21 protein-coding genes are annotated in these 21,944 nt (G+C 62.0%); 2 read left to right on the top strand and 19 right to left on the bottom strand.

The features are described 5' to 3' along the window. Positions 1-131: 131 nt before the first annotated feature. From MQW79_RS02285 to proS, 3 genes are read right to left on the bottom strand one after another with little or no spacing between them, the layout of a single operon-like run. Positions 132-818 (bottom strand): ABC transporter ATP-binding protein, encoded by a 687-nt coding sequence (locus MQW79_RS02285; protein WP_476586580.1) that lies wholly within the window; start codon positions 816-818, stop codon positions 132-134. Continuing rightward, entirely contained in the window at positions 811-2,184 is a 1,374-nt protein-coding gene (locus MQW79_RS02280) for an ABC transporter permease (RefSeq protein ID WP_476586579.1), read from the bottom strand. Before MQW79_RS02280 ends, MQW79_RS02285 begins: the two co-directional genes overlap by 8 nt. Then, complete coding sequence (gene proS, locus MQW79_RS02275; RefSeq protein ID WP_476586578.1) at positions 2,181-3,530, bottom strand: proline--tRNA ligase; 1,350 nt, start codon at positions 3,528-3,530, stop codon at positions 2,181-2,183. The genes MQW79_RS02280 and proS overlap by 4 nt, the downstream gene beginning before the upstream one ends. Positions 3,531-3,884: 354 nt before the next feature. Between proS and MQW79_RS02270 the strand changes: the two genes are divergently transcribed. After that, positions 3,885-4,196 (top strand): MmcQ/YjbR family DNA-binding protein, encoded by a 312-nt coding sequence (locus tag MQW79_RS02270; RefSeq protein WP_476586577.1) that lies wholly within the window; start codon positions 3,885-3,887, stop codon positions 4,194-4,196. Positions 4,197-4,258: 62 nt separating this feature from the next. Here MQW79_RS02270 and MQW79_RS02265 read toward each other — a convergent pair whose 3' ends face one another. Next, positions 4,259-4,510 (bottom strand): DUF1467 family protein, encoded by a 252-nt coding sequence (locus MQW79_RS02265; protein ID WP_476586575.1) that lies wholly within the window; start codon positions 4,508-4,510, stop codon positions 4,259-4,261. Positions 4,511-4,620: 110 nt separating this feature from the next. Between MQW79_RS02265 and MQW79_RS02260 the strand changes: the two genes are divergently transcribed. Then, entirely contained in the window at positions 4,621-4,872 is a 252-nt protein-coding gene (locus MQW79_RS02260) for a hypothetical protein (protein ID WP_476586574.1), read from the top strand. Between the two features lie 3 nt (positions 4,873-4,875). On the opposite strand, the gene MQW79_RS02255 is transcribed toward MQW79_RS02260, so the two are convergent. The 15 genes from MQW79_RS02255 to MQW79_RS02185 form a co-directional block, all read right to left on the bottom strand. Then, positions 4,876-6,549 (bottom strand): ribonuclease J, encoded by a 1,674-nt coding sequence (locus MQW79_RS02255; protein ID WP_476586573.1) that lies wholly within the window; start codon positions 6,547-6,549, stop codon positions 4,876-4,878. Positions 6,550-6,626: 77 nt separating this feature from the next. Then, positions 6,627-7,457 (bottom strand): biotin--[acetyl-CoA-carboxylase] ligase, encoded by an 831-nt coding sequence (locus MQW79_RS02250; RefSeq protein ID WP_476586572.1) that lies wholly within the window; start codon positions 7,455-7,457, stop codon positions 6,627-6,629. Next, entirely contained in the window at positions 7,458-8,903 is a 1,446-nt protein-coding gene (gene nuoN / locus MQW79_RS02245; RefSeq protein WP_476586571.1) for an NADH-quinone oxidoreductase subunit NuoN, read from the bottom strand. A 9-nt stretch (positions 8,904-8,912) separates the two neighbouring features. Then, positions 8,913-10,499 carry an NADH-quinone oxidoreductase subunit M gene (locus tag MQW79_RS02240; RefSeq protein WP_476586570.1) on the bottom strand — a complete coding sequence of 529 codons (1,587 nt, stop codon included), beginning with the start codon at positions 10,497-10,499 and terminating at the stop codon, positions 8,913-8,915. Continuing rightward, a complete protein-coding gene (gene nuoL, locus MQW79_RS02235; RefSeq protein ID WP_476586568.1) occupies positions 10,499-12,616 on the bottom strand; it encodes an NADH-quinone oxidoreductase subunit L in 2,118 nt (705 codons plus the stop codon). The genes MQW79_RS02240 and nuoL overlap by 1 nt, the downstream gene beginning before the upstream one ends. 10 nt (positions 12,617-12,626) lie before the next feature. Beyond that, positions 12,627-12,935: an NADH-quinone oxidoreductase subunit NuoK gene (gene nuoK / locus MQW79_RS02230; RefSeq protein WP_198875756.1), complete on the bottom strand. Its 309-nt coding sequence runs from the start codon at positions 12,933-12,935 to the stop codon at positions 12,627-12,629. A gap of 15 nt (positions 12,936-12,950) precedes the next feature. After that, on the bottom strand, positions 12,951-13,559 hold the full coding sequence (locus MQW79_RS02225; RefSeq protein ID WP_476586567.1) for an NADH-quinone oxidoreductase subunit J: 609 nt from the start codon (positions 13,557-13,559) through the stop codon (positions 12,951-12,953). An 11-nt stretch (positions 13,560-13,570) separates the two neighbouring features. Continuing rightward, positions 13,571-14,059, bottom strand: coding sequence for an NADH-quinone oxidoreductase subunit NuoI (gene nuoI, locus MQW79_RS02220; protein WP_476586565.1), 489 nt, complete (start codon positions 14,057-14,059; stop codon positions 13,571-13,573). Further along, positions 14,059-15,156, bottom strand: coding sequence for an NADH-quinone oxidoreductase subunit NuoH (nuoH, locus tag MQW79_RS02215; RefSeq protein ID WP_476586564.1), 1,098 nt, complete (start codon positions 15,154-15,156; stop codon positions 14,059-14,061). Before nuoH ends, nuoI begins: the two co-directional genes overlap by 1 nt. A gap of 9 nt (positions 15,157-15,165) precedes the next feature. After that, positions 15,166-17,268 carry an NADH-quinone oxidoreductase subunit NuoG gene (nuoG, locus tag MQW79_RS02210; RefSeq protein WP_476586563.1) on the bottom strand — a complete coding sequence of 701 codons (2,103 nt, stop codon included), beginning with the start codon at positions 17,266-17,268 and terminating at the stop codon, positions 15,166-15,168. Between the two features lie 4 nt (positions 17,269-17,272). Then, on the bottom strand, positions 17,273-18,580 hold the full coding sequence (gene nuoF, locus MQW79_RS02205) for an NADH-quinone oxidoreductase subunit NuoF (RefSeq protein WP_198875615.1): 1,308 nt from the start codon (positions 18,578-18,580) through the stop codon (positions 17,273-17,275). A gap of 2 nt (positions 18,581-18,582) precedes the next feature. Beyond that, positions 18,583-18,786 carry a hypothetical protein gene (locus MQW79_RS02200; RefSeq protein ID WP_476586562.1) on the bottom strand — a complete coding sequence of 68 codons (204 nt, stop codon included), beginning with the start codon at positions 18,784-18,786 and terminating at the stop codon, positions 18,583-18,585. Further along, a complete protein-coding gene (gene nuoE, locus MQW79_RS02195; RefSeq protein ID WP_476586561.1) occupies positions 18,787-20,118 on the bottom strand; it encodes an NADH-quinone oxidoreductase subunit NuoE in 1,332 nt (443 codons plus the stop codon). Next, entirely contained in the window at positions 20,118-21,308 is a 1,191-nt protein-coding gene (locus tag MQW79_RS02190; RefSeq protein WP_476586560.1) for an NADH-quinone oxidoreductase subunit D, read from the bottom strand. The genes nuoE and MQW79_RS02190 overlap by 1 nt, the downstream gene beginning before the upstream one ends. Continuing rightward, complete coding sequence (locus tag MQW79_RS02185; protein WP_476586559.1) at positions 21,308-21,940, bottom strand: NADH-quinone oxidoreductase subunit C; 633 nt, start codon at positions 21,938-21,940, stop codon at positions 21,308-21,310. The genes MQW79_RS02190 and MQW79_RS02185 overlap by 1 nt, the downstream gene beginning before the upstream one ends. Positions 21,941-21,944: the final 4 nt, after the last annotated feature.

Here is a 21,944-nt window from a genome sequence, read left to right as displayed (position 1 = left end):
GATGCGACCCTGTGGATGGTGACAGTCTTCCGAACCCTTGTTTAAGGGAGTCCCTCCAGGCAAACTCGATGCGCCCCTCCCCCTGTTTCAGGGGGAGGTTGGGTGGGGGTTACTGGCGTTTTTGCAGAGCGCTATAGCGTGTGCGGAACCACAAGGCCGCCCTTGAGCGTGACAATCCTGTCCGCGCGACGGGCGAGGTCATGGTTGTGCGTCGCGATGAGGGCGGCGGCGCCTTCGTTCTTGATGAGGTCCTTGAGCGCCTGGAAGACCAGGTCGCTGGTTTCTGGGTCGAGATTGCCGGTGGGCTCATCGGCCAGGATCACGCGTGGATGATTGGCGGCGGCTCGGGCGATGGCAATGCGCTGCTGCTCGCCACCCGAAAGTTCGGCCGGCCGATGGCTGGCGCGAGGAGCCACGCCGAGCAGGTCGAGCAATTCCATGCCGCGCGCCTCGGCCTCCTTCTGATCCTTGCCGGCGATGAGCTGGGGCATGACCACGTTTTCGAGGGCCGTGAATTCGGGCAGCAGGTGGTGGAACTGATAGACATAGCCCACGGTCGAGCGGCGCAGCTGGGTGCGTGCCCGGTCGCCCATGCGACTGGTCGGCTGGCCGACAATCTCGATTTCGCCGGACTGGGGAGATTCGAGCAGGCCGCAGAGGTGGAGCAAAGTCGATTTGCCGGCACCAGAGGGGGCGACCAGAGCAACCAGCTCCCCACTTTCCACTGTCAGGTCAGCGGCTTCGAGCACGCGGACCAGTGTATCGCCCTCGCCATAATGGCGATGCACGCCGGAGAGCTTGAGATGGGGCTTACTCATAGCGGAGCGCCTCCACCGGATCATACTGCGCGGCGCGCCAGGCCGGATAGAGCGTGGCGAGGAAGCTGAGGCCAAGGGCCATGCAGACGACCACTGTCACTTCCACCGGATCAGTGCGGCTGGGGAGAGAAGAGAGGAAGAATACTTCGGGCGGAAACAGGGTGATCCCCAGGAGGTTGGAGATAGAAGCCCTCAGGAACTCCGCATTGGCCGCGACGATGAGCCCGATGACCGTGCCCGCCAGCGTTCCGACGACACCAATCGTGGTACCGGTAATGGAGAACACCCGCATGATGGAGCCGCGCGTCGCGCCCATGGTGCGCAGCACGGCTATGTCGGCGCTCTTGTCCTTCACCAGCATGATGAGGCTGGAGATGATGTTGAAGGCGGCAACCAGGATGATCATGGAGAGGATAGTGAACATCACCACGCGCTCCACCTGCAGGGCCGAGAAGAAGGTCTCATTGCGCTGCTGCCAGTCCGTCAGGATCATCGGCCGGAGACTGGTTGTATCCATCAGGCGATTGCGGATGAGGCCGACCTGATCAGGATCGTCGATGAAGATTTCGGCGGCCGAGGCACGCGGAATGCGCTCATAGGCAGCATCGATTTCTTCATCGCTGGCAAGGGGGTCAAGCGGGCCCATGCCGGGCTTCAGGACCTCGTCGACCATGCGGAAATAGTCCTGCGCCGGCTCGAGCGGCATGTACATAAAGAAGCTGTCGAACTCGACCATGCCCAGATTGTAGATGACATTGACCGGGTAGGAGCGGATCTGCGGGGTCGAGCCGAAAGGCGTCATGGCGCCATCGGGATTGATGATCTGGACCTCATCGCCGATGCCGACGCCGAGCGTCTGGGCCAGGCGATATCCAATAGCCACGCCACGGCTGTCATCCCACTGGTCGAAACCGCCCTGCTCCGCCGAATTGTAGAGCAGGTCCAGCTTCTTGAGGTTTTCCTCGTCCATGCCACGCACGGTGACGCCCGAGGACGAGCCGCGGCCGGAGGCCAGAACCTGGCCTTCAACGAAGTAGACCGCAAAGCTGACGCCATCGACCTGTTCGAGCGCGGCGACAGTCTCCTTGTAATCGGTAAACTGGCTTTCGATGGGATGCGCGGTGAAGTGGCCGTTCAGCCCGAGAATCTTGTCGAGTAGTTCGCCACGAAAGCCGTTCATGACCGACATGACGACGATCAACGTCGCCACGCCAATGGCCACGCCCACCATGGTGAGACTGGCGATAACCGAGATAAAGGCTTCCTTGCGGCGGGCGCGCAGATAGCGCCCGGCAATCATCCACTCAAACCGGGAGAAGGGGCGGGTTGCCCTGCCTCCCGGAACTGCGCGCGCGCTTTCGGTCAAATGTCGGTCATCCGTTGGGGTTCGATCAGGCCCTTGAGGCGTGCAACGGCCTCGGTGAGCGGCAGAGTTTCGCGCTCGCCGGTCTTGCGATGTTTAATCTCGACTTCGCCGGATTTAAGGCCGCGCGGACCGAGGATGAGCTGATAGGGAATACCAATGAGGTCCGCCGTGGCAAACTTGCTGCCAGCGGGCTGGTCGCGGTCGTCGTAGAGCATGTCGAGGCCAGCAGCGGTCAGCTCGGCATAGAGCTTGCCGCAGGCGGCGTCGGTCTCGGCATCGCCGGCCTTGAGATTGATCAGCACCGCCTCGAAGGGCGCGACCGAAACCGGCCAGACAATGCCGTTCTCGTCATGGCTGGCCTCGATGATGGCCGGCACGACGCGGGTGAGGCCGATGCCGTAGGAGCCCATATGCACAATGGTCTCCTTGCCATCCTGACCGGTGACAGACGCCTTCATCGGCTCGGAATATTTCGTGCCGAAATAGAAGATATGGCCGACTTCGATGCCGCGGGCCGACACGCGCTTGTCCTCGGGGACGCTGGATTCGTATTCGGCATGATCCACCATTTCTTCAGTGGCGGCGTAGAGCGAGGTCCAGTCGTTGAAGATCGGCTTCAGGTCGCCCTCGAAGTCGGTGTCCTTGCCCGGAATGGGCTTGTCAAGAAGGTCACGGTGGCAGAAGACCTGGCTTTCGCCGGTTTCCGCCAGGATGATCCATTCATGGCTCAGATCGCCACCGATGGGGCCGGTATCGGCGCGCATCGGAATGGCGGTCAGGCCCATGCGGGCATAGGTGCGCAGGTATGCCACGAACATGCGCTCGTAGGCGGCCACGGCGCGATCCTTGTCGAGATCGAAGCTGTAGGCGTCCTTCATCAGGAATTCGCGCGAACGCATGGTGCCGAAGCGCGGACGCACCTCGTCGCGGAACTTCCACTGGATGTGGTAGAGGTTGAGCGGCAGGTCCTTGTAGGACTTCACATAGGCCCGGAAGATGTCGGTGATCATCTCCTCATTGGTGGGACCATAGAGGAATTCGCGCTCGTGGCGGTCCTCGATGCGCAGCATTTCCTTGCCATACGCATCGTAGCGTCCCGACTCGCGCCAGAGATCGGCGGACTGGATGGTGGGCATCAGCAGTTCGATCGCACCGGAGCGGTTCTGCTCCTCCTCGATGATCTTCTGCACCTTCATCAGCACCTTGTAGCCCAGCGGCAGCCAGGAATAGAGGCCGGAGGCCTGCTGGCGGATCATGCCGGCACGCAGCATCAGCCGGTGCGAGACAATCTCGGCTTCCTTGGGAACGTCGCGCAGCACCGGCAGGAAATAGCGGGAAAGGCGCATGGGAACTCCGGATTACAAGGGTGGCGCATCGATCTGGCCGCAGCGCAAAAATGCCACGAAAGACCGCGGTTCGAGTACATCGACTCGTGTGTTTCGTTGATGCCCACTCAAACCGCAAGCGTCCATTCGATGCAAGCATGCAAGCTATGCAGAATCTACTTGGCAGAGCGATTTTCTGTTGTTAGGGTCCGCCCCAATAAGACAAAGGCGGCCCAAACCGCCGGACGTCGACAACGTCAAGGGAGGAGCGTTGGCAGCCGCTTCAGTAGCGCGCCTAAGACCAACGTATTGTCGAACAACTCATTCAAGCGGGGCCCTGGTGCCCCGCTTTTTTATTCGAGGGATCAATAGGATTTGGCCAGTTCTGAAGATTTCACGCGAATAGCTCTGGGAATGCCTGGCGTCACCTCGGCACCCCATTTCGATCGGACCGCCTTCAAGGTGAAGCGCATTTTCGCGACACTCGCGGCGGACGGAAAATCGGCGAACGTCAAGTTCACGCCGGAAGAGCAAGAATTCAAATGCATGGTTGCGCCTGAAATATTGCAGGCAATTGGGAATGGCTGGGGTCGGCAGGGCTGGACCACGCTGGATATTACGGCCGCGAGTGAGGACGATATCGAAGCGGCGCTCGGCATGGCGCATGTTCACGCGGTGAAGGCGTAGCGAACGCACCGCAGGCGCGAGCGGAACCCCAAGCGACCGCCCCCGCCTCGTTCACGATGCGATCAGCGGTTCCAATAGGCCTGGATGAGCGGATTGTTGATGCCCCAGAGAAGGAGCGCCGTAAAGGCTGCCGCCAGTACGGTGGTGATCAGGCCCTTCATGATCAGCCGCGGCCTGATCGGCGAACCCGGATCGGCGCCGGCAACCAGCTCGGTGTCTGTCTCGTGATGGCTGTGGCTGCCAATGGGCAGCACGGCCACAAAGGTGAGCCACCAGACGACGAAATAGACAGCGAGGAGAGAACCGATCTGCATGGGGTCTATGTAACCTCTGCCGGGGCATCATGGAAAGTGACGGGGTGTCGCGGGTCGACCATTGGAACCAATCTGCCTTTACCGCTACGCAACCACGATGGAGCCGGTGATTGGAGCGGGCGAAACCGGCGGGCGGCAACACCCGTTCCGGCAGCATGTCCTATCCCACGCGACGCTACATCTTCCGCTTCATTCCGGTTCGCGAGGTCAGCGGCTGGCGCGTGTGCGACACCTTGTCAGGCCGCACCTTCGGCGCCTTCGACACGGAAGACGACGCCGTATCCGCCGCCTTGAAAGAAACCCGCCGTCACAGCGAGTTTCGACGTGACGATAGCGGCGGAGCGCCCATTCCGCTGGTTTGACAATTATACCCGATGCACGAATACGCTGACATTGGGCTTGCGGCCCCAGAAGGCGTTGACCTCGTTGCGGATGGCCTTGAACAGGGCCGAGTTCAGCACTTCAGTGTCGCTGCGGCGCTTGGCCGGCATGGACTTGATGACGCCTGCAATCGTGTCCTCGATGAGGTCGCTGAGCGACTCGTCATCAGTTTCAGGAAGTCCTTCGATCATCATGTCTGGACCGGAGACGATCTGGCCATTGCCGCTGACGCACAGGCTGACTACGATCATGCCGCCAAAGGACAGGCGCCGGCGGCCCTTGACGCCGCTCTCTTCGGGGGTGCAGAGCACCAGCCCATCGAGATAGAGTTCGCCGGTGCGCACTTCGGCCGGATAGGCCATCGGCTCGGGGAAGAGCCGCACCATGTCGCCATTGCGCCCTTCGCAGACATTGGGAATGCCTTGTTCGCGGCCCAGCTTGGCATGAGCCAGCAGATGCATGGACTCGCCGTGAACCGGCACGAGGACTTCCGGCTTGACCCAGGAGTAGAGCTTCCGGAGTTCGCCGCGACGCGGGTGGCCGGTGACATGCACCATGGCATCGCCGGCGGTGATCACCTCGACGCCCTTGTCGATCAGCAGGTTCTGGATGTCGATGACTTCGCGCTCGTTGCCCGGAATGGCCCAGGACGAGAAGATCATGCGGTCGCCGGCATTGAGATCGATAACAGGGTGATCGCCGCGGGCAATGCGGGCGATGGCGGCGCGTGCTTCGCCCTGGCTGCCGGTACAGATCAGCACGCACTTGTCGCGCGCGATGGACTTGTAGGCGTCCTGGTCGTGCAGGGTGGGCAGGCCTTCGAGCATGCCTAGTTCACGGGCAATGCCCATGATGCGATGCAGCGAACGACCGGACAAGACAACTTCGCGGCCGGCCTTGTGGGCGGCGCGAACGATGGAAACGACGCGACCGACATTGGAGGCGAAGGTGGTCACGGCGACGCGGTGCGGCGCATCGGCAATGAGCTCGGCCAGATTGCGGCCAATCTCTTCTTCGGACGGGCTTTCGCCTTCCTTCATCGCATTGGTCGAGTCGCAGATCAGCGCCAGGGGAAGATCGCTTTCTGTGCCGATGCGCTCCATGCGGGCAAAATCGGTCGGCGCGCCCATCGTGGGCGTCGGATCGAGCTTCCAGTCGCCGGTATGAAGGGCGCGGCCCACTGGCGTGGTGATCAGCAGCGCATTCGATTCCGGGATCGAGTGGGCGACATTGATCGGCTCGATGGTGAAGGGGCCAACCGTAAAGGGCTTGCCCGGGGTCATGATGGTGATGTCGACATTCTCGACAATGCCATCCCCTGCCCTCTTGGCAGCCAGCATGGCTGCGGTGAAGGGCGTTGCGTAGACAGGCTTGTCGAAGACGGGCCAGAGGTCGAGCACAGCGCCGTAGTGGTCTTCGTGGCTGTGGGTGAGGATCAGCGCCAGCACGTCATCGGCGTTCTCTTCGAGAAATTCCGGATTGGCCATGATGAGTTCGATGCCGGGCAGGTCGGGGCCGCCGAAGCTGACACCGCAATCCACGACGATCCACTTGCGCCGGTTGGCGGGGCCGAAGCCATAGGCGGCCATGTTCATGCCAATTTCGCCAACGCCGCCGAGCGGCACGAAGACGAGTTCATCCCTTTGGTTCTTAGCCATGGGTTTTCTTATTCCTTATGTCCGGACGGACGCCTGGCGATCTCATGGTCGCCGGTCACCCTGCCCTTGTGTTGTGGTCAGCTTCGGGCGCTGGCCGTAGCCCCAAAATGCACATCGCCCGCCGTGATCGGATGTCGCGCGCCATCGTCGTCGCGAATGATCAACCGACCGGAAGAGTCGATGGTTTCAAATATTCCCCGGCGCACCACGCCGTCCTGGCTGATGGCCACCGGAGCACCGATGCCGGCCGCAGAGCCGCGCCAGCGTTCAAGCACCGAAGCGACACCATTGCCGTCATTCCAGAGGCCGAAGGCTTCGACCCAGGCATCGGACAAGGCTTCGAAAACATCCTCGGCCGTGCACTCGATGCCGAGCCCTTTCAATGAGGTCGCTGGATACGGCACACCAACGGGGGCCGCAACTACATTGACGCCGATGCCGACGATTATTGCCTGCCGCCCGTCCGGGGTCTTGCTGGCTTCGAGGAGGATGCCAGCGAGCTTGGCGCCATCGGCCAGCACGTCGTTGGGCCATTTGAGCGCAATACGGGAGCGCCCGTCGGCTCCGTCAGCGCCATCGATGCCGATACGTACCATGCCCCCGGGCAGGATAGCCGAGAGGCCAGCGTTGAGCGCAACGCCAGCAACGAAACCGAGGGTGGCAATGGTTTCGGGCGAGGCGTCCGGAACGATGAGCAGGCTGGCAGCAAGATTGCCTGATGGATGATGCCATTGGCGGCCGCGGCGTCCCCTGCCCGCCGTCTGTTCCAGGGCGGCAAACCAGATGCCGCCCGGATCGCCCGCGGCAGCCGCCGCGAGCGCTTCGCTATTGGTCGAGCCGATGGTGTCAAAGCCCGAAAGCCGGTATCCGGCGTCGCGGGCCTTTGAACCGAGCGCGAAATGCGCCACCTAGAACAGGCTTCCGGCGGCGGTATGCGCCCAGGAGGCGAGCGGATTACCGACCGTGAAGTAGTAGGTGACGATGAGGAAACCGAAGACACCCATGATGATATTGAGTTCGCCCGGCACTGCGACGAACTCGTCCTTGGGTTCGTCGAAATACATCACCTTGACGACGCGCAGGTAGTAAAAGGCGCTGATGGCGGACGCCAGCATGCCGATGACCGACAGCACGAAGAGGTTGGCTTCGATAGCGGCAAGGAACACCTGCCACTTGGCGAAGAACCCGGCCAGCGGCGGCAGACCGATCAGCGAGAACATCACGATGGCCATGACGGCCGCCACGAACGGACGGGCCTTGGAGACGCCGGCCAGGTCGTCGATGGTTTCGACATAGCCTTTGTCGGTGCGCAGCGACAGGATGCAGGCAAAGAGGGCCACCGTCATGCCCACATAGATCGCCATGTAGATAGCGACGCCTTCAACACCCACCTGGGTGCCCGAGGACAGGCCGACAAGGGCAAAGCCCACATGGCCAATCGAGGAATAGGCAACGAGGCGCTTGATCGACTGCTGGCCGATGGCGGCGAAGGCCGCCAGCACCATGGAGGCGATGGACAGGAAGATGACGATCTGCTGCCAGTCGCTGGTGATGGGCGCGAAGGTGTCCATCACCAGGCGGATCATCAGCGTCATCGCCGCGACCTTTGGGGCCATGGCGAAGAAGGCGGTGACCGGGGTCGGCGCACCTTCATAGACGTCTGGCGTCCACATATGGAACGGCACGGCCGAAATCTTGAAAGCGATGCCCGCCAGCAGGAAGACAACGCCGAAGATCAGGCCGATTGAGCGACCTTCATTGGCGATGGCAATGACGATCTCGCCCAGATTGGTGTGACCCGTGAAGCCATAGATGAGCGACGCGCCATAGAGCAGCAGGCCCGAGGACAGCGCGCCGAGCACGAAATATTTGAGGCCCGCTTCCGATGCCCGTGCGTCATCGCGCTTGATGGCGGCCATGACATAGAGCGAGAGCGACTGCAGCTCGAGGCCGACATAGAGGCTCATCAGGTCATTGGCCGAAACCATGACCATCATGCCCAGCGTCGCAAGGAGCGCGAGGATCGAATATTCGAACTTGTGGACGCCGTTTTCCTCGGCGTTGGACATGCTGAGGATCAGGGCAAGGCCCGCACCACCGATGACCAGCACCTTCATGAAACGACCGAAGCTGTCGGCAATGAAGAGACCGTTGAAGATCACGCCATCCACCGGCTGCAGGATGACCAGCAGTCCCGCGGCGGCAAGCAGGCCGACGGAAAGCCAGGTGACAAGGAGCGAGCGCTCCTTGTTGAGCACAACGCCAACCAGCAGCAGGACGAGAACGCCCACCGCCATCAGCATTTCCGGATAGGCGGGAGCCAGGCTCGCGAAATCGGTAACGTCAGAGTTCACGTCAGTCTCCTAGTGCGCAGCAGGCTCGGCCGCGTGCTCTTCGGCGGCCGGCTGTTCCGCGCCTTCGACAGGCGCGACATATTCGAGGGGGGCGCGTTCATCGGCCAGGTCGACCGCCGGATTGCGACCGATGCTTTCCGAGTAATGGGCGACCAGATTGTCCACGGCGACGGCAGTCGTGTCGAGGATCGGGGCGGGATAGAAGCCGAAGACTACCGTCAGCACGATGAGAGGGTAGAGTACCACCTTCTCGCGCAGGTTGAGATCGAGAATGCCCTTGAGGCTTTCCTTGGTCAGCGCACCGAAAATCACGCGGCGATAGAGCCACAGACCATAGGCGGCAGAGAAAATCACGCCAAAGGCCGCGCCGAACGCCACCCAGGTGTTGACTTGGAACACGCCGACCATGGTGAGGAACTCGCCCACGAAACCAGACGTGCCCGGCAGGCCGACATTGGCCATGGTGAAGACCATGAAGGCGAAGGCATATTGCGGCATGCGCTCGACAAGACCGCCATAGGCGGAAATTTCGCGGGTATGCATGCGGTCATAGATGACGCCGACGCAGAGGAAGAGCGCGCCGGAGACAATACCGTGCGAGATCATCTGGAACATGGCGCCCTGGATGCCCAGTGCATTGCCCGCAAAGATGCCCATGGTCACGAAACCCATATGGGCGACGGACGAATAGGCGATCAGCTTCTTGATGTCGGTCTGCACCAACGCGACCAGCGAGGTCAGGATGATGGCGGCGACCGAAAGCAGGAAGACGAAGTTGGCGAACTGCGCCGAAGCTTCGGGGAACATGGGCAGGCTGAAGCGCAGGAAGCCGTAGCCGCCAAGCTTCAGGAGGATTGCCGCCAGGATCACTGAACCCGCAGTCGGGGCCTGAACGTGGGCTTCCGGCAGCCAGCGGTGGAAAGGCCACATGGGCATCTTGACCGCCAGAGAGGCGAAGAAGGCCAGCCAGAGCCAGGTCTGCATGCCCACCGGGAATTCATGGCCGAGCAGGCGGACGATGTCCGACGTGCCGGCATCCCAGTACATGGCCATGATGGCCAGCAGCATCAGCACCGAACCGACGAAGGTGTAGAAGAAGAACTTGTAGCTGGCCTGGATGCGGGCGGAGCCGCCCCAGATGCCGATGATGAGGAACATCGGCAGCAGCGTGCCTTCGAAGAAGACATAGAACATGGCCAGGTCGAGCGTGGTGAAAACGCCGATCATCAGCGTTTCGAGCACCAGGAACACGATCATGTATTCCTTGAGGCGCGTCTCGACTTCCCAGCTGGAAACGACCACCGCCGGCATGAGCAGCGCAGTGAGCACCACGAAAAGCACCGAAATGCCATCGACGCCAACGCGATAGCCGATGCTGTCGCCGATCCAGGGGATGTTGACCACGAACTGGAAACCCGCGCTGGACGGGTCGAATGCCTGCCAGAGGGCCAGAGAGAGGGCAAAGACCACAACGGTGACGGCAAGCGAGATCCAGCGGATCGCGTTCAGCGCCGTCTTCGGGGTCGCCAGCAGGACCGCTGCACCGAGGACCGGCAGCCAGGTCAGAAGCGAAAGGATAGTATTGTCGAAGGTCATCAGATCAGTCCCCCGGCCGCGATGGCCCAGGTGAGCAGCGCCGCAATGCCGATGAGCATGGCGAAGGCATAGTGGTAGAGATAGCCGGACTGGAGCTTGACGACCCAGCTGGTGACATTCTGCACGCGACGGCCGAGACCCTCGGTCAGCTTGCCGTCAACCAGCCAGTCATCAAAGCCCTTCCAGATCGCGTTGCCGATCCAGAGCGCGGGGCGCACGAAGACACGGTCATAGAGCTGGTCGAAGTACCACTTGTTGAGCAAGAACTGGTAGAGGCCCGGATTGGTGGCCGCGATGCGACCGGGCACTTCCGGACGGCGGATATACATGTACCAAGCGGTCACGAAGCCAATAATCATGGCGACTGTGGCGCTCCACTTCACCCAGGTCGGCACGTGGTGCGCGTCCTCGATGATCTGGTGGTCGACATAGATCGACCCGGCGAAGAAGTGCTCGATGTGCTCCACGTCGTGGAAGAACATGCCGTAGAACACGACACCGGCCAGGACCGCGCCGACCGCCAGCACATAGAGCGGCACCAGCATGACATTGGGCGACTCATGCGCATTGTCATAGGCCGAGCCATGGTGATGGTCGTGACCGTGATGTCCGTGATCATCGGCATTGCTGTCGTTGATCGGCTCGTCATGGGTCTCGTGGGCACTGAGCGACGGGTCCGGGTGCGGACCTTCGCCATGGTGCTGCGCATCGCGCGGCGAGCCGTGGAAGGTCAGGTGCATCAGGCGCCAGGAGTAGAAGCTGGTGAACAGAGCCGCCACGACCAGCATCCAGAAGGCGAAGGAGCCGATATTGCCGCCATAGGCATAGGCGCTTTCGATGATGGCGTCCTTGGAGAAGAAGCCGGCGAAACCAAAATTGGTGCCCGGAATGCCGACGCCGGTGAGCGCAAGCGTGCCGATCATCATCATCGCATAGGTGATGGGGATCTTCTTGCGCAGTCCACCCATGTTCCGCATGTCCTGCTCATGGTGCATCGCATGGATGACCGAGCCGGCGCCCAGGAACAAAAGGGCTTTGAAGAAGGCATGGGTGAAGAGGTGGAAAACACCGGCCGAATAGGCCCCTACCCCGAGCGCCACGAACATGTAACCGAGCTGCGAACAGGTCGAGTAGGCGATGACGCGCTTGATGTCGTTCTGCACGAGGCCAACGGTCGCCGCGAAGAAGGCAGTGATGGCACCGATGACGATGATCACGGTCAGCGCGACGGGCGAGGTTTCGAACAGCGGCGACAGGCGGGCGACCATGAACACGCCCGCGGTCACCATGGTGGCAGCGTGGATCAGCGCCGACACCGGGGTCGGGCCTTCCATTGCGTCCGGAAGCCAGGTGTGCAGCAGGAACTGCGCCGACTTGCCCATGGCGCCCACGAAGAGCAGCAGGCAGACGACGGTCATGGCATCGAACTGCCAGCCGAGGAACTGCATCACCGGAAGGCCAGTGGTGGCAAACTCGTCCACAGCGTGGAAGGCGCCGTCGAAGTCCAGGTGCCCGAGCACGAAAAAGGCACCGAAAATACCAAGCGCGAAGCCGAAGTCACCGACGCGGTTGACCACGAAGGCCTTCATGGCCGCGGCATTGGCGGAAGGCTTTGTGTACCAGAAGCCAATCAGCAGATACGAGGCCAGACCCACGCCTTCCCAGCCGAAGAACATCTGCAGGAAGTTGTCGGCGGTCACCAGCATGAGCATGGCGAAGGTGAAGAGCGAGAGATAGGCGAAGAAGCGCGAACGATGCGGATCTTCGTGCATGTAGCCGATGGAGTAGACGTGCACGAGGGCGGACACGGTATTGACCACGACCAGCATGATGGCAGTCAGCGTATCGACACGCAGGGTCCAGCGCAGGTCCATGTCGCCGACCTGGATCCAGCGCATCACCTCGACCTTGAGCACGGCGGCATGGCCATCGCCCACGGCGCCGACCAGGCCATCGCCAAAGGCGACGGGAATGAACACGACCCAGCTCAGCACCGCTGCGATCAGCAGCAGGCCCGTGGTGATGAACTCACTTGGCCTATGGCCAATGGAGCGGCCCAGGAGGCCCGCAATAAGCGCCCCGATGAGGGGCAGGAAAACAATCGCCTGAATGATCATAGCGGTGCTCTTAGCCCTTCATCATATTGACGTCTTCAACCGCGATGGAGCCGCGGTTGCGGTAGAAAATAACAAGAATGGCGAGGCCGATGGCGGCCTCGGCGGCAGCCACGGTGAGGATCATCAGCGCGAAGACCTGCCCCTGCAGATCAGCCAGGTGAGCGCTGAAGGCCACAAGATTGAGGTTCACGGCCAGCAGGATCAATTCCACCGACATCAGGATGACGATGATGTTCTTGCGATTGATGAAGATGCCGAACACGCCCAGCGTGAACAGGATTGCTGCTACGGTCAGGTAATGACCGAGCCCGATTTCCAGACCCATGATAACCCCCTATAGCCCCTGACCGCTTTTGACTTTGACATTGCGCACCGTCTCGCTGGGCTTGCGCGCCAGCTGTGCTGCCGTGCTCTGCCGCTTGATGCCTGGACGATGGCGCAGGGTCAGCACGATGGCGCCGATCATGGCAACCAGCAGAACCGCAGCAGCGCCCTGGAACAGGAAGACGTAGCGCGTGTAGAGCACCTGCCCCAGCGCCCGCGTATTGTCCATGGTGACGTCGATCGGCAGGCCGCCCGCGCCGACGACGTCGGGCGCAATGACGAAACTGCCTGCCACCAGCAGAAGCTCGAGGAAGAGGACGCCACCCACCAGCATGCCAACCGGCGCATAGGCCAGGAGACCGGATTTGAGTTCGGCGAAATCTACGTCGAGCATCATGACGACGAAGAGGAACAGCACCGCCACGGCACCCACATAGACAACGATCAGCAGAAGCGCGAGGAACTCGGCGCCGGCGAGCATGAAGAGGCCCGCCGCATTGACGAAGGTCAGGATGAGAAACAGCACCGCGTGCACGGGATTGCGCGCGGCAATGACCATGAAGGCAGCGGCCACGGTGATGGTGGCGAAGACGTAGAAGAAGAACAGCGGAAGGGTCATGCTCTTCCCTCTCAGCGATAAGGCGCGTCGGCAGCCAGGTTGGCCGCGATTTCACGCTCCCACCTATCGCCATTGCTGAGGAGCTTCTCTTTCGAGAAATAGAGCTCCTCGCGCGTTTCTGTTGCGAATTCGAAGTTCGGGCCTTCGACGATGGCATCCACCGGGCAGGCTTCCTGGCAGAAGCCGCAATAGATGCACTTCACCATGTCGATGTCGTAGCGCACGGTGCGGCGGGTGCCGTCGTTCTGGCGCGGGCCGGCCTCGATGGTAATGGCCTGGGCCGGGCAGATGGCTTCGCAGAGCTTGCAGGCGATGCAGCGTTCTTCGCCATTGGGGTAGCGGCGCAAAGCGTGCTCTCCCCGGAAGCGCGGCGACACCGGGCCCTTTTCGAAGGGATAGTTGATGGTCGGCTTGGCGCCGAAGAAATAGCGCATGGCCAGGAAAAAGGCCGATACGAATTCACGCAGCAGCAGCGTGTTGACGATCTGTCCGGCGCGCATCAGGCAACTCCCCCGTGCCAGCCCCAGCCCGTGAGCTGGAGAACGAAAGCAACGATCACGACCATGATCAGCGAGAGCGGCAGGAACAGCTTCCAGCCGATCCGCATGAGCTGGTCATAGCGGTAGCGCGGCACGATGGCCTTTGCCATGGCGAACATGAAGAAGACGAGACTTACCTTGATGAAGAACCAGATCAGCCCCGGGATCCAGGTGAAGGGGGGCAGATCGATGGGCGATGCCCAGCCGCCCAGGAACAGGACGGTGGTCATGGCACACATGAGCAGGATGGAGATGTATTCGCCCAGCATGAAGAGCAGGTACGGGGTCGACGAATACTCGGTCATGAAACCCGCGACCAGCTCGGACTCGCCTTCCACCATGTCAAAGGGCGGGCGATTGGTTTCGGCCAGGGCCGAAATGTAGAACACCACGAACATCGGGAAGAGCGGCAGCCAGAACCAGTTGAGGAAGCTGAGCCACGGCACGCCCAGGGCATGGGCGAGGCCCATTTCGCGCTGGGCGATGACGATGTCGTTGAGGTTCAGCGAACCCACGCAGAGCAGTACGGTGATGATGACGAGGCCGATGGAGACTTCGTAGCTGACCATCTGGGCGGCAGACCGCAGGGCACCGAGGAACGGATATTTCGAGTTGGATGCCCAGCCGCCGATGATGACGCCGTAGACGCCTAGCGAGGAAATGCCGAGCAGGTAGAGAATGCCGACATTGATATTGGCCATGGCCCAGCCATCGCTGACCGGGACGACGGCCCAGCCGGCAAGCGCCAGGGTGGCGGTGATCAGCGGCGCCGCGAGAAACAGCACCTTGTCGGCGCCGGCCGGAATGACCGCTTCCTTGACCGCGAACTTGATGAGATCGGCGAAGGACTGCAGGAGGCCGAAGGGACCAACGACGTTGGGACCACGGCGCATCTGCACGGCAGCCCAGACCTTGCGGTCGCCCAGAAGGATGAAGGCGGTGAAGATCAAAAGGCCGACGAGCAGCGCCAGGGCCTTGTAGACAAAGCCGATCTGCGTACCCCAGCCAAGGACCGGGATACCCAGAAGGTAGTCGAGGGCAGCGAGAATAAAGTCCATTGTGCTCCCCTACTCCGCGGCCTGCCGCAAGCCTGCGGCCATCTGGGCGCATTCGGCCATGGTGGCCGAGGCGCGGGCAATCGGATTGCTGAGATAGAAATCGGTCACCAGCGAAGCGTAGGGAGCCGACTTTGTCTTGATGGCGGCCTTGCCAAGCTTGGCTACATCGGCGACCGAACCGGCTGCGATCTGGTCGATGCGGGCCAGATGCGGGAATTCCGCATAGAGCGCGGCACGCAGCTGGGCCAGGGAATTGTAAGGCAGTGCCTGCCCGATAGCGCCGGAGAGCGCGCGAACGATCGCCCAGTCTTCCTTGGCGTCGCCTGGCGGGAACACGGAGCGGGCAGTCACCTGCACGCGACCCTCGGTGTTCACATAGGTGCCGGACTTTTCGGTATAAGTCGCGCCCGGCAGGATGACGTCGGCGCGGTGTGCGCCCTTGTCACCATGCGAGCCGATATAGACCACGAAAGTCTTGCCCATGGCGGACATGTCGTATTCATCGGCGCCGAGCAGGAAGAGCACATCGAGCTCGCCCTTGCCGGCCAGAGCGATCTGGTCGGCCGAGCAGACGCCGCCGTCATGCGGCACGAAGCCGATGTCGAGACCTCCGACGCGGCTGGCCGCGTTGTGCAGCAGTGCAAAGCCATTCCAGCCGGCGTCGACATTCGAGCCGGTGGCAAGCTTGGCGGCGAGGGCGATGGTATCGCGGCCGGCCTGCTTCCCGAGGCTGGCATGGGAAACCGCACCCTCGCCTACGATGATCAGCGGACGCTTGGCGTTCTTGAGGGTTTCGGCGAAGGCACCCTTGCCGGCAGCCAGATCGGCCAGCGTCTCAAAACCCGAACCCAGATATTCGTGGGCATAGGTCAGGTCGGCCTGTTCGCCGATGACGGCGATAGGCAGGTTGGTGGCGCGCCAGGTCTTGCGGATGCGCGCATTGACGAGCGCCGCTTCCTTGCGCGGGTTGGTGCCGATGATGAGGATGGCGTCGGCCTGCTCGATCCCGGCAATGGTCGGATTGAAAATGTATGCCGACCGCGGCATGGACGGGTCGATTCCCGACATGGCCGGACGGACGTCCGTCATGCCCGAGCCGATCGAAGCCAGGAGGCCCTTGAGGGCATACATTTCCTCGACGGCAGCCAGGTCACCAGCGATAGCGCCGACCTTGTTGCCGGCCTTCTTGATCTTGGCAGCGACGGCACTGAGCGCTTCGTCCCAGGTTGCAGCCTGGAGCTTGCCGGACTTGCGCACATAGGGGCGGTCGAGGCGCTGGCTCTTGAGGCCATCCCAGATGAAGCGGGTCTTGTCCGAAATCCACTCCTCATTGATGGCTTCGTTGATGCGCGGCAGGACGCGCATGACTTCGCGGCCACGGCTATCGACACGAATGGCCGAACCGACCGCATCCATCACGTCGATGCTCTCGGTCTTGGTCAATTCCCACGGACGGGCATTGAACGCATAGGGCTTGGAGGTCAGCGCACCGACCGGGCAAAGGTCGATGACATTGCCCTGCAGCTCGCTGGTCAGGGCGCGTTCGAGATAGGGGGTGATCTCGGCATCTTCACCGCGGCCGAGGAGGCCCAGCTCGGAAATGCCGGCGACTTCGGTGGTGAAGCGGACGCAGCGCGTGCAGTGGATGCAGCGGTTCATCGCCGTCTTGATCAGCGGGCCCATATACTTGTCTTCGACGGCGCGCTTGTTTTCGAAGAAGCGCGAACCGGAGACGCCATAGGCCATGGCCTGGTCCTGCAGGTCGCACTCGCCGCCCTGATCGCAGATCGGGCAATCGAGCGGATGGTTGATCAGCAGGAATTCCATCACGCCTTCGCGGGCCTTCTTGACCATGGGCGTGTTGGTGAACATTTCCGGCGGCTCGCCATTCGGGCCGGGACGCAGGTCCTTGACCGACATGGCGCAGCTGGCCTGCGGCTTCGGGGGACCACCCTTCACCTCGACCAGGCACATGCGGCAGTTGCCGGCTACGGACAGGCGCTCGTGGTAGCAGAAGCGCGGAATTTCCGCGCCTGCAGCTTCCGCGGCCTGCATGAGGGTGTAGTGATCGGGGACCTCGACGAGCTGGCCGTCGACTTTGATGTTGGCCATCGGCTTACTCCGCAGCGATCGACGGAACGGCGCCGTCGCTGGTGGATGAATAGGTGTATTGCTCGATCCGCGCCTCGATGGTGGGGCGGAAGTTGCGGATCAGGCCCTGGATTGGCCACGCGGCAGCGTCGCCAAGGGCACAGATGGTGTGGCCTTCGATCTGCTTGGTCACTTCGAACAGCATGTCGATCTCGCGCTTTTGCGCGCGGCCCTGGACCATGCGTTCCATAACGCGCATCATCCAGCCGGTGCCTTCGCGGCACGGCGTGCACTGGCCGCAGCTCTCATGCTTGAAGAAGGCCGAGATGCGCCAGATGGCTTTGATGATGTCGGTGGACTTGTCCATGACGATCATGCCGCCGGTGCCGAAAGACGACTTCTTTTCGCGCATGCCGTCGAAGTCCATGATGGCATCCATCATGTCCTCGCCCTTGACTACCGGGCAGGATGCACCGCCGGGGATGACGGCGAGCAGGTTGTCCCAGCCGCCGCGAATGCCGCCGCAATGCTTTTCGATGATGTCCTTGAAGCTCTCGCCCAGGGCTTCCTCGAAGGTCGCCGGCTTGTTCACATGGCCCGAGACCATGAACAGCTTGGTGCCGACATTGTTCGGGCGGCCAATGGAGGAGAACCAGGCGCCGGAGCGGCGCAGGATTTCCGGCACGACGGCGATGGATTCGACGTTGTTGACAGTGGTCGGGTTGCCATAGACACCCATGCCCGCCGGGAATGGCGGCTTGAGGCGCGGCTGGCCCTTCTTGCCTTCGAGCGATTCCATCAGCGCGGTCTCTTCGCCGCAGATATAGGCGCCGGCGCCATGATGGACGATGATGTCCAGGTCCCAGCCGTGGATATTGTCCTTGCCGATCAGCTTGGCGTCATAGGCTTCCTGAACGGCTTCCTCGAGGCGCTGGCGTTCACGGATGAACTCGCCGCGCACATAGATGAAGGCCAGGTGCGCATCCATGGCGCGGCAGGCCAGGAGGCACCCTTCGATCAGGTGGTGCGGATCGTGGCGCAGGATTTCACGGTCCTTGCAGGTGCCCGGTTCGGATTCGTCGGCATTGACCAGCAGGTAATGCGGGCGACCATCGCTCTGCTTGGGCATGAACGACCACTTCAACCCAGTCGGGAAACCGGCGCCGCCGCGGCCGCGCAGACCTGACGACTTGACTTCATTGGTGATCCAGTCGCGTCCTTGGTCGATGAACTCCTTGGTTCCGACCCAGCCGCCGCGCTCGCGCGCGCCTTCAAGCCGCCAGTCGTGGTGGCCATAAAGGTTGGTGAAAATGCGATCCTTGTCAGCGAGCATGATCAGCTATTCCGCTTCCACAAAAAGACAAACCAGGCAGCAACGCCAATTGCCGCCCCGACCGCCGAAGCCACAAGGCTCGGCAGTGTAAATCCAAAGGCCATTTCAGCGCCGGTCACGACAAAGGTCGCCAGCACCACATAGACCACGCCAATGGCGTAGTCCTTGATGGTCAGCGCTCCAAAGTCGATCCTGCGAGTGGCCATTTAGCGCGGGTCCTTCCCGAACACCTTGCGGTATTCCTCGACGCCGCCGCGGGCCAGTGCGTCGGCTTGGCCGACCCAATTGTCCCGCTGGACGCGACCGCGGAAATTGAGCGCCTCGTCGACACGGCTCAATTCCGCCGGAGTGAACCGTGCAATCTGCTCGTAGCGCGTGACGCCCAGCTCGTTGAGCTTGCGCTCGATCACCGGGCCCACGCCTGAAATGAGCTTGAGGTTATCCGCAGCCCCTTCAGGACGCTCGAACAGCGGCTGCAGTGTCCCACCCTTCTCCGCGGTCGGCGTGACTTCGAGCGGATTGGCGGCAGGCGCCTTGATGGCCGGCTTTGCGACCTTAACGGTCGCCGGAGTGCCACCATCGGCCGGCGCATTGGCCTTGGCCTTGCCGACCGCCTTGCCGTCGTCAACGGCCTCGGCCTTTGACTCGGCACCGGTTGCGCCTTCGCGCATGGCGTTATTCGGGGTGCCATCGGCCTTGGCCGACACATCGGCAGCCTTGCGCTCGGCCTCTGCCTTGGCCTGGCTGACCTTGGCCTTCTTGGGCGTGCCCTTGAGGGCCGGGGCGTTCTCTTCGGCAACATCCTTGGGCTTGGCAGCCGTGGTGGGTGTCGCTGCAGGAGCGGGCGCCGGTGCAGCAGCCGGAGCGGCAGCGGCGGCCGGAGCTTCGGGAGCCGGCGGCGGCACGAATTTCTCGCGCTTGGCTGTCGGGGTTTCCAGAAGCGTGGTGCGGCCACCAAAGGCGGCCGAGGTCTGGCGATCTATCTGCGGGCCCGGCTTGATCGTATCACCCTTGCCGGCGGCAAAGGCGTCGACAATCTCTTCCATGCGCTGGGGCGTAAGGTCTTCGTAGACGTCGTGGAAAATCGCCACCATGGGTGCGTTCACACAGGCGCCAAGGCACTCGACCTCTTCCCAGCTCATCGTGCCATCTTCGTTGAGATGGTGTGGCTCGGGATGGATCTTGGACTTGCAAACGTCGAGCAGCGCTTCGGCGCCGCGCAGCATGCAGGGCGTGGTGCCGCAGACTTGGATATGGGCATTCTTGCCCACCGGAGCGAGCTGGAACTGGGTATAGAAGGTCGCCACTTCGAGGACGCGGATATAGGGCATATCCAGCATCTCGGCGACCTTTTCGATGGTCGCACGGGTGACCCAGCCGTCCTGGTCCTGTGCCCGCATGAGCAGAGGGATGACCGCAGACTGCTGCCGGCCGGCCGGATAGAGCGCTATGCGCTTTTCGGCCCAGGCCTGGTTGGCAGCGTTAAAGGCAAAACTGGCCGGCTGGACCGACTCGTCTGCAAGGCGTCGCGTAGACATCAGCGATCCACCTCTCCGAACACAATATCAATCGACCCGAGGATTGCCGTCACGTCAGCCAGCATGTGCTTGCGGCAGAGGTAATCCATGGCGCTCAGATGGGCGAAGCCCGGCGCGCGGATGTGGCAGCGATAGGGCTTGTTGGTGCCGTCAGACACCAGATAAACGCCGAATTCGCCCTTGGGAGCTTCAACGGCGGCATAGATCTCGCCGGCCGGAACCTTGTAGCCCTCGGTATAGAGCTTGAAGTGGTGGATGAGCGCCTCCATGGACTGCTTCATCTCCCCACGCTTGGGTGGCACCACCTTGCCGTCGGTCGAGGCCACGGGGCCTTTGCCATCAGGCGCGTTCAGCTTCTGGACGCACTGGCGCATGATCTCGTTGGCCTGGCGCATTTCTTCCATGCGGATCAGGTAACGGTCATAGCAGTCGCCGTTGGAGCCGACGGGGACATCGAATTCCATTTCGGCATAGGCGTCATAGGGCTGAGCCTTACGCAGATCCCAGGCAGCGCCAGAAGCGCGCACCATGACGCCCGAAAACCCACGGCCCCAGGCTTCTTCGAGCGGGACGATGCCGATATCGACATTGCGCTGCTTGAAGATGCGGTTGGCGGTGAGAAGGGTGTCGATGTCCTTGAGGGCCTTGGGGAACTCGTCGCAGAACGTGCCGATGTCGTCGATCAGCGCCTGCGGCAGGTCCTGGTGGACACCGCCGGGACGGAAATAGGCGGCGTGCATGCGGGCGCCCGAAGCACGCTCGTAGAACACCATAAGCTTTTCGCGCTGCTCGAAACCCCAGAGCGGCGGCGTCAGCGCACCGATGTCCATGGCCTGGGTGGTCACGTTCATCAGGTGCGCCAGGAGGCGACCGATCTCGGCATAGAGCACGCGGATCAACTGGCCACGGCGCGGCACCTCGATGTCGAGCATGCGCTCCACGGCGAGGGCGAAGGCATGCTCCTGGTTCATCGGAGCCACGTAGTCGAGGCGGTCGAAATACGGCACCGCCTGCAGATAGGTCTTGTATTCAATGAGTTTCTCGGTGCCGCGATGCAGGAGCCCCACATGCGGATCGACACGTTCGACGACTTCGCCGTCGAGCTCGAGAATCATGCGCAGCACGCCGTGCGCCGAAGGGTGCACGGGGCCGAAGTTCAGGGTGAAATTACGAACGTCGACTTCGGACATCAGTTCTTCGCCTTCTCGTCGCCGGGCAGCACGTAATCCGTCCCTTCCCAGGGCGACAGGTAATCGAACGAGCGGAATTCCTGGGCCAGGGTCACCGGCTCATAGACCACGCGCTTGCGTTCTTCGTCATAGCGAACTTCGACGAAGCCAGTGAGCGGGAAATCCTTGCGCAGCGGGTGACCGTCAAAACCGTAGTCGGTCAGAATGCGGCGCAGATCGGGATGGCCAGAGAACAGCACGCCATAGAGATCGTAAGTCTCACGCTCGAACCAGTTTGCGCCGGCATAGACGTCGCAGATCGAGGGGACCGGCGTCACGTCGTCAGCCTCCAGCTTGACGCGAATCCGCTGGTTCAGATGCGGGCTGAGGAAATGATAGACCACGTCGAAGCGGAATTCGCGGGCCGGAAAATCGGCGCCGCACACGTCCACGAAGCTGATGAACCGGCATTTTGGATCATCGCGCAGGAAGGTTGCCACATTGACGATGGAATCGCGCGCCACGGTGACGGTGAGGTCGCCATAGGCCACTTCGAAACCCAGGACGGCATCGCCCAGGGACGCGGCGACGTGCTCGCCAAGCATCACCAGCGGGTCGACAGCAATCGGCTCGACAACAACAGTTTCGTCCATGCCC

The organism is Devosia sp. Micro-HW1 (assembly GCF_056341075.1).
The sequence above is the reverse complement of the archived record's forward strand: the minus strand, read 5'-3'. Positions and strand labels throughout refer to the sequence as shown.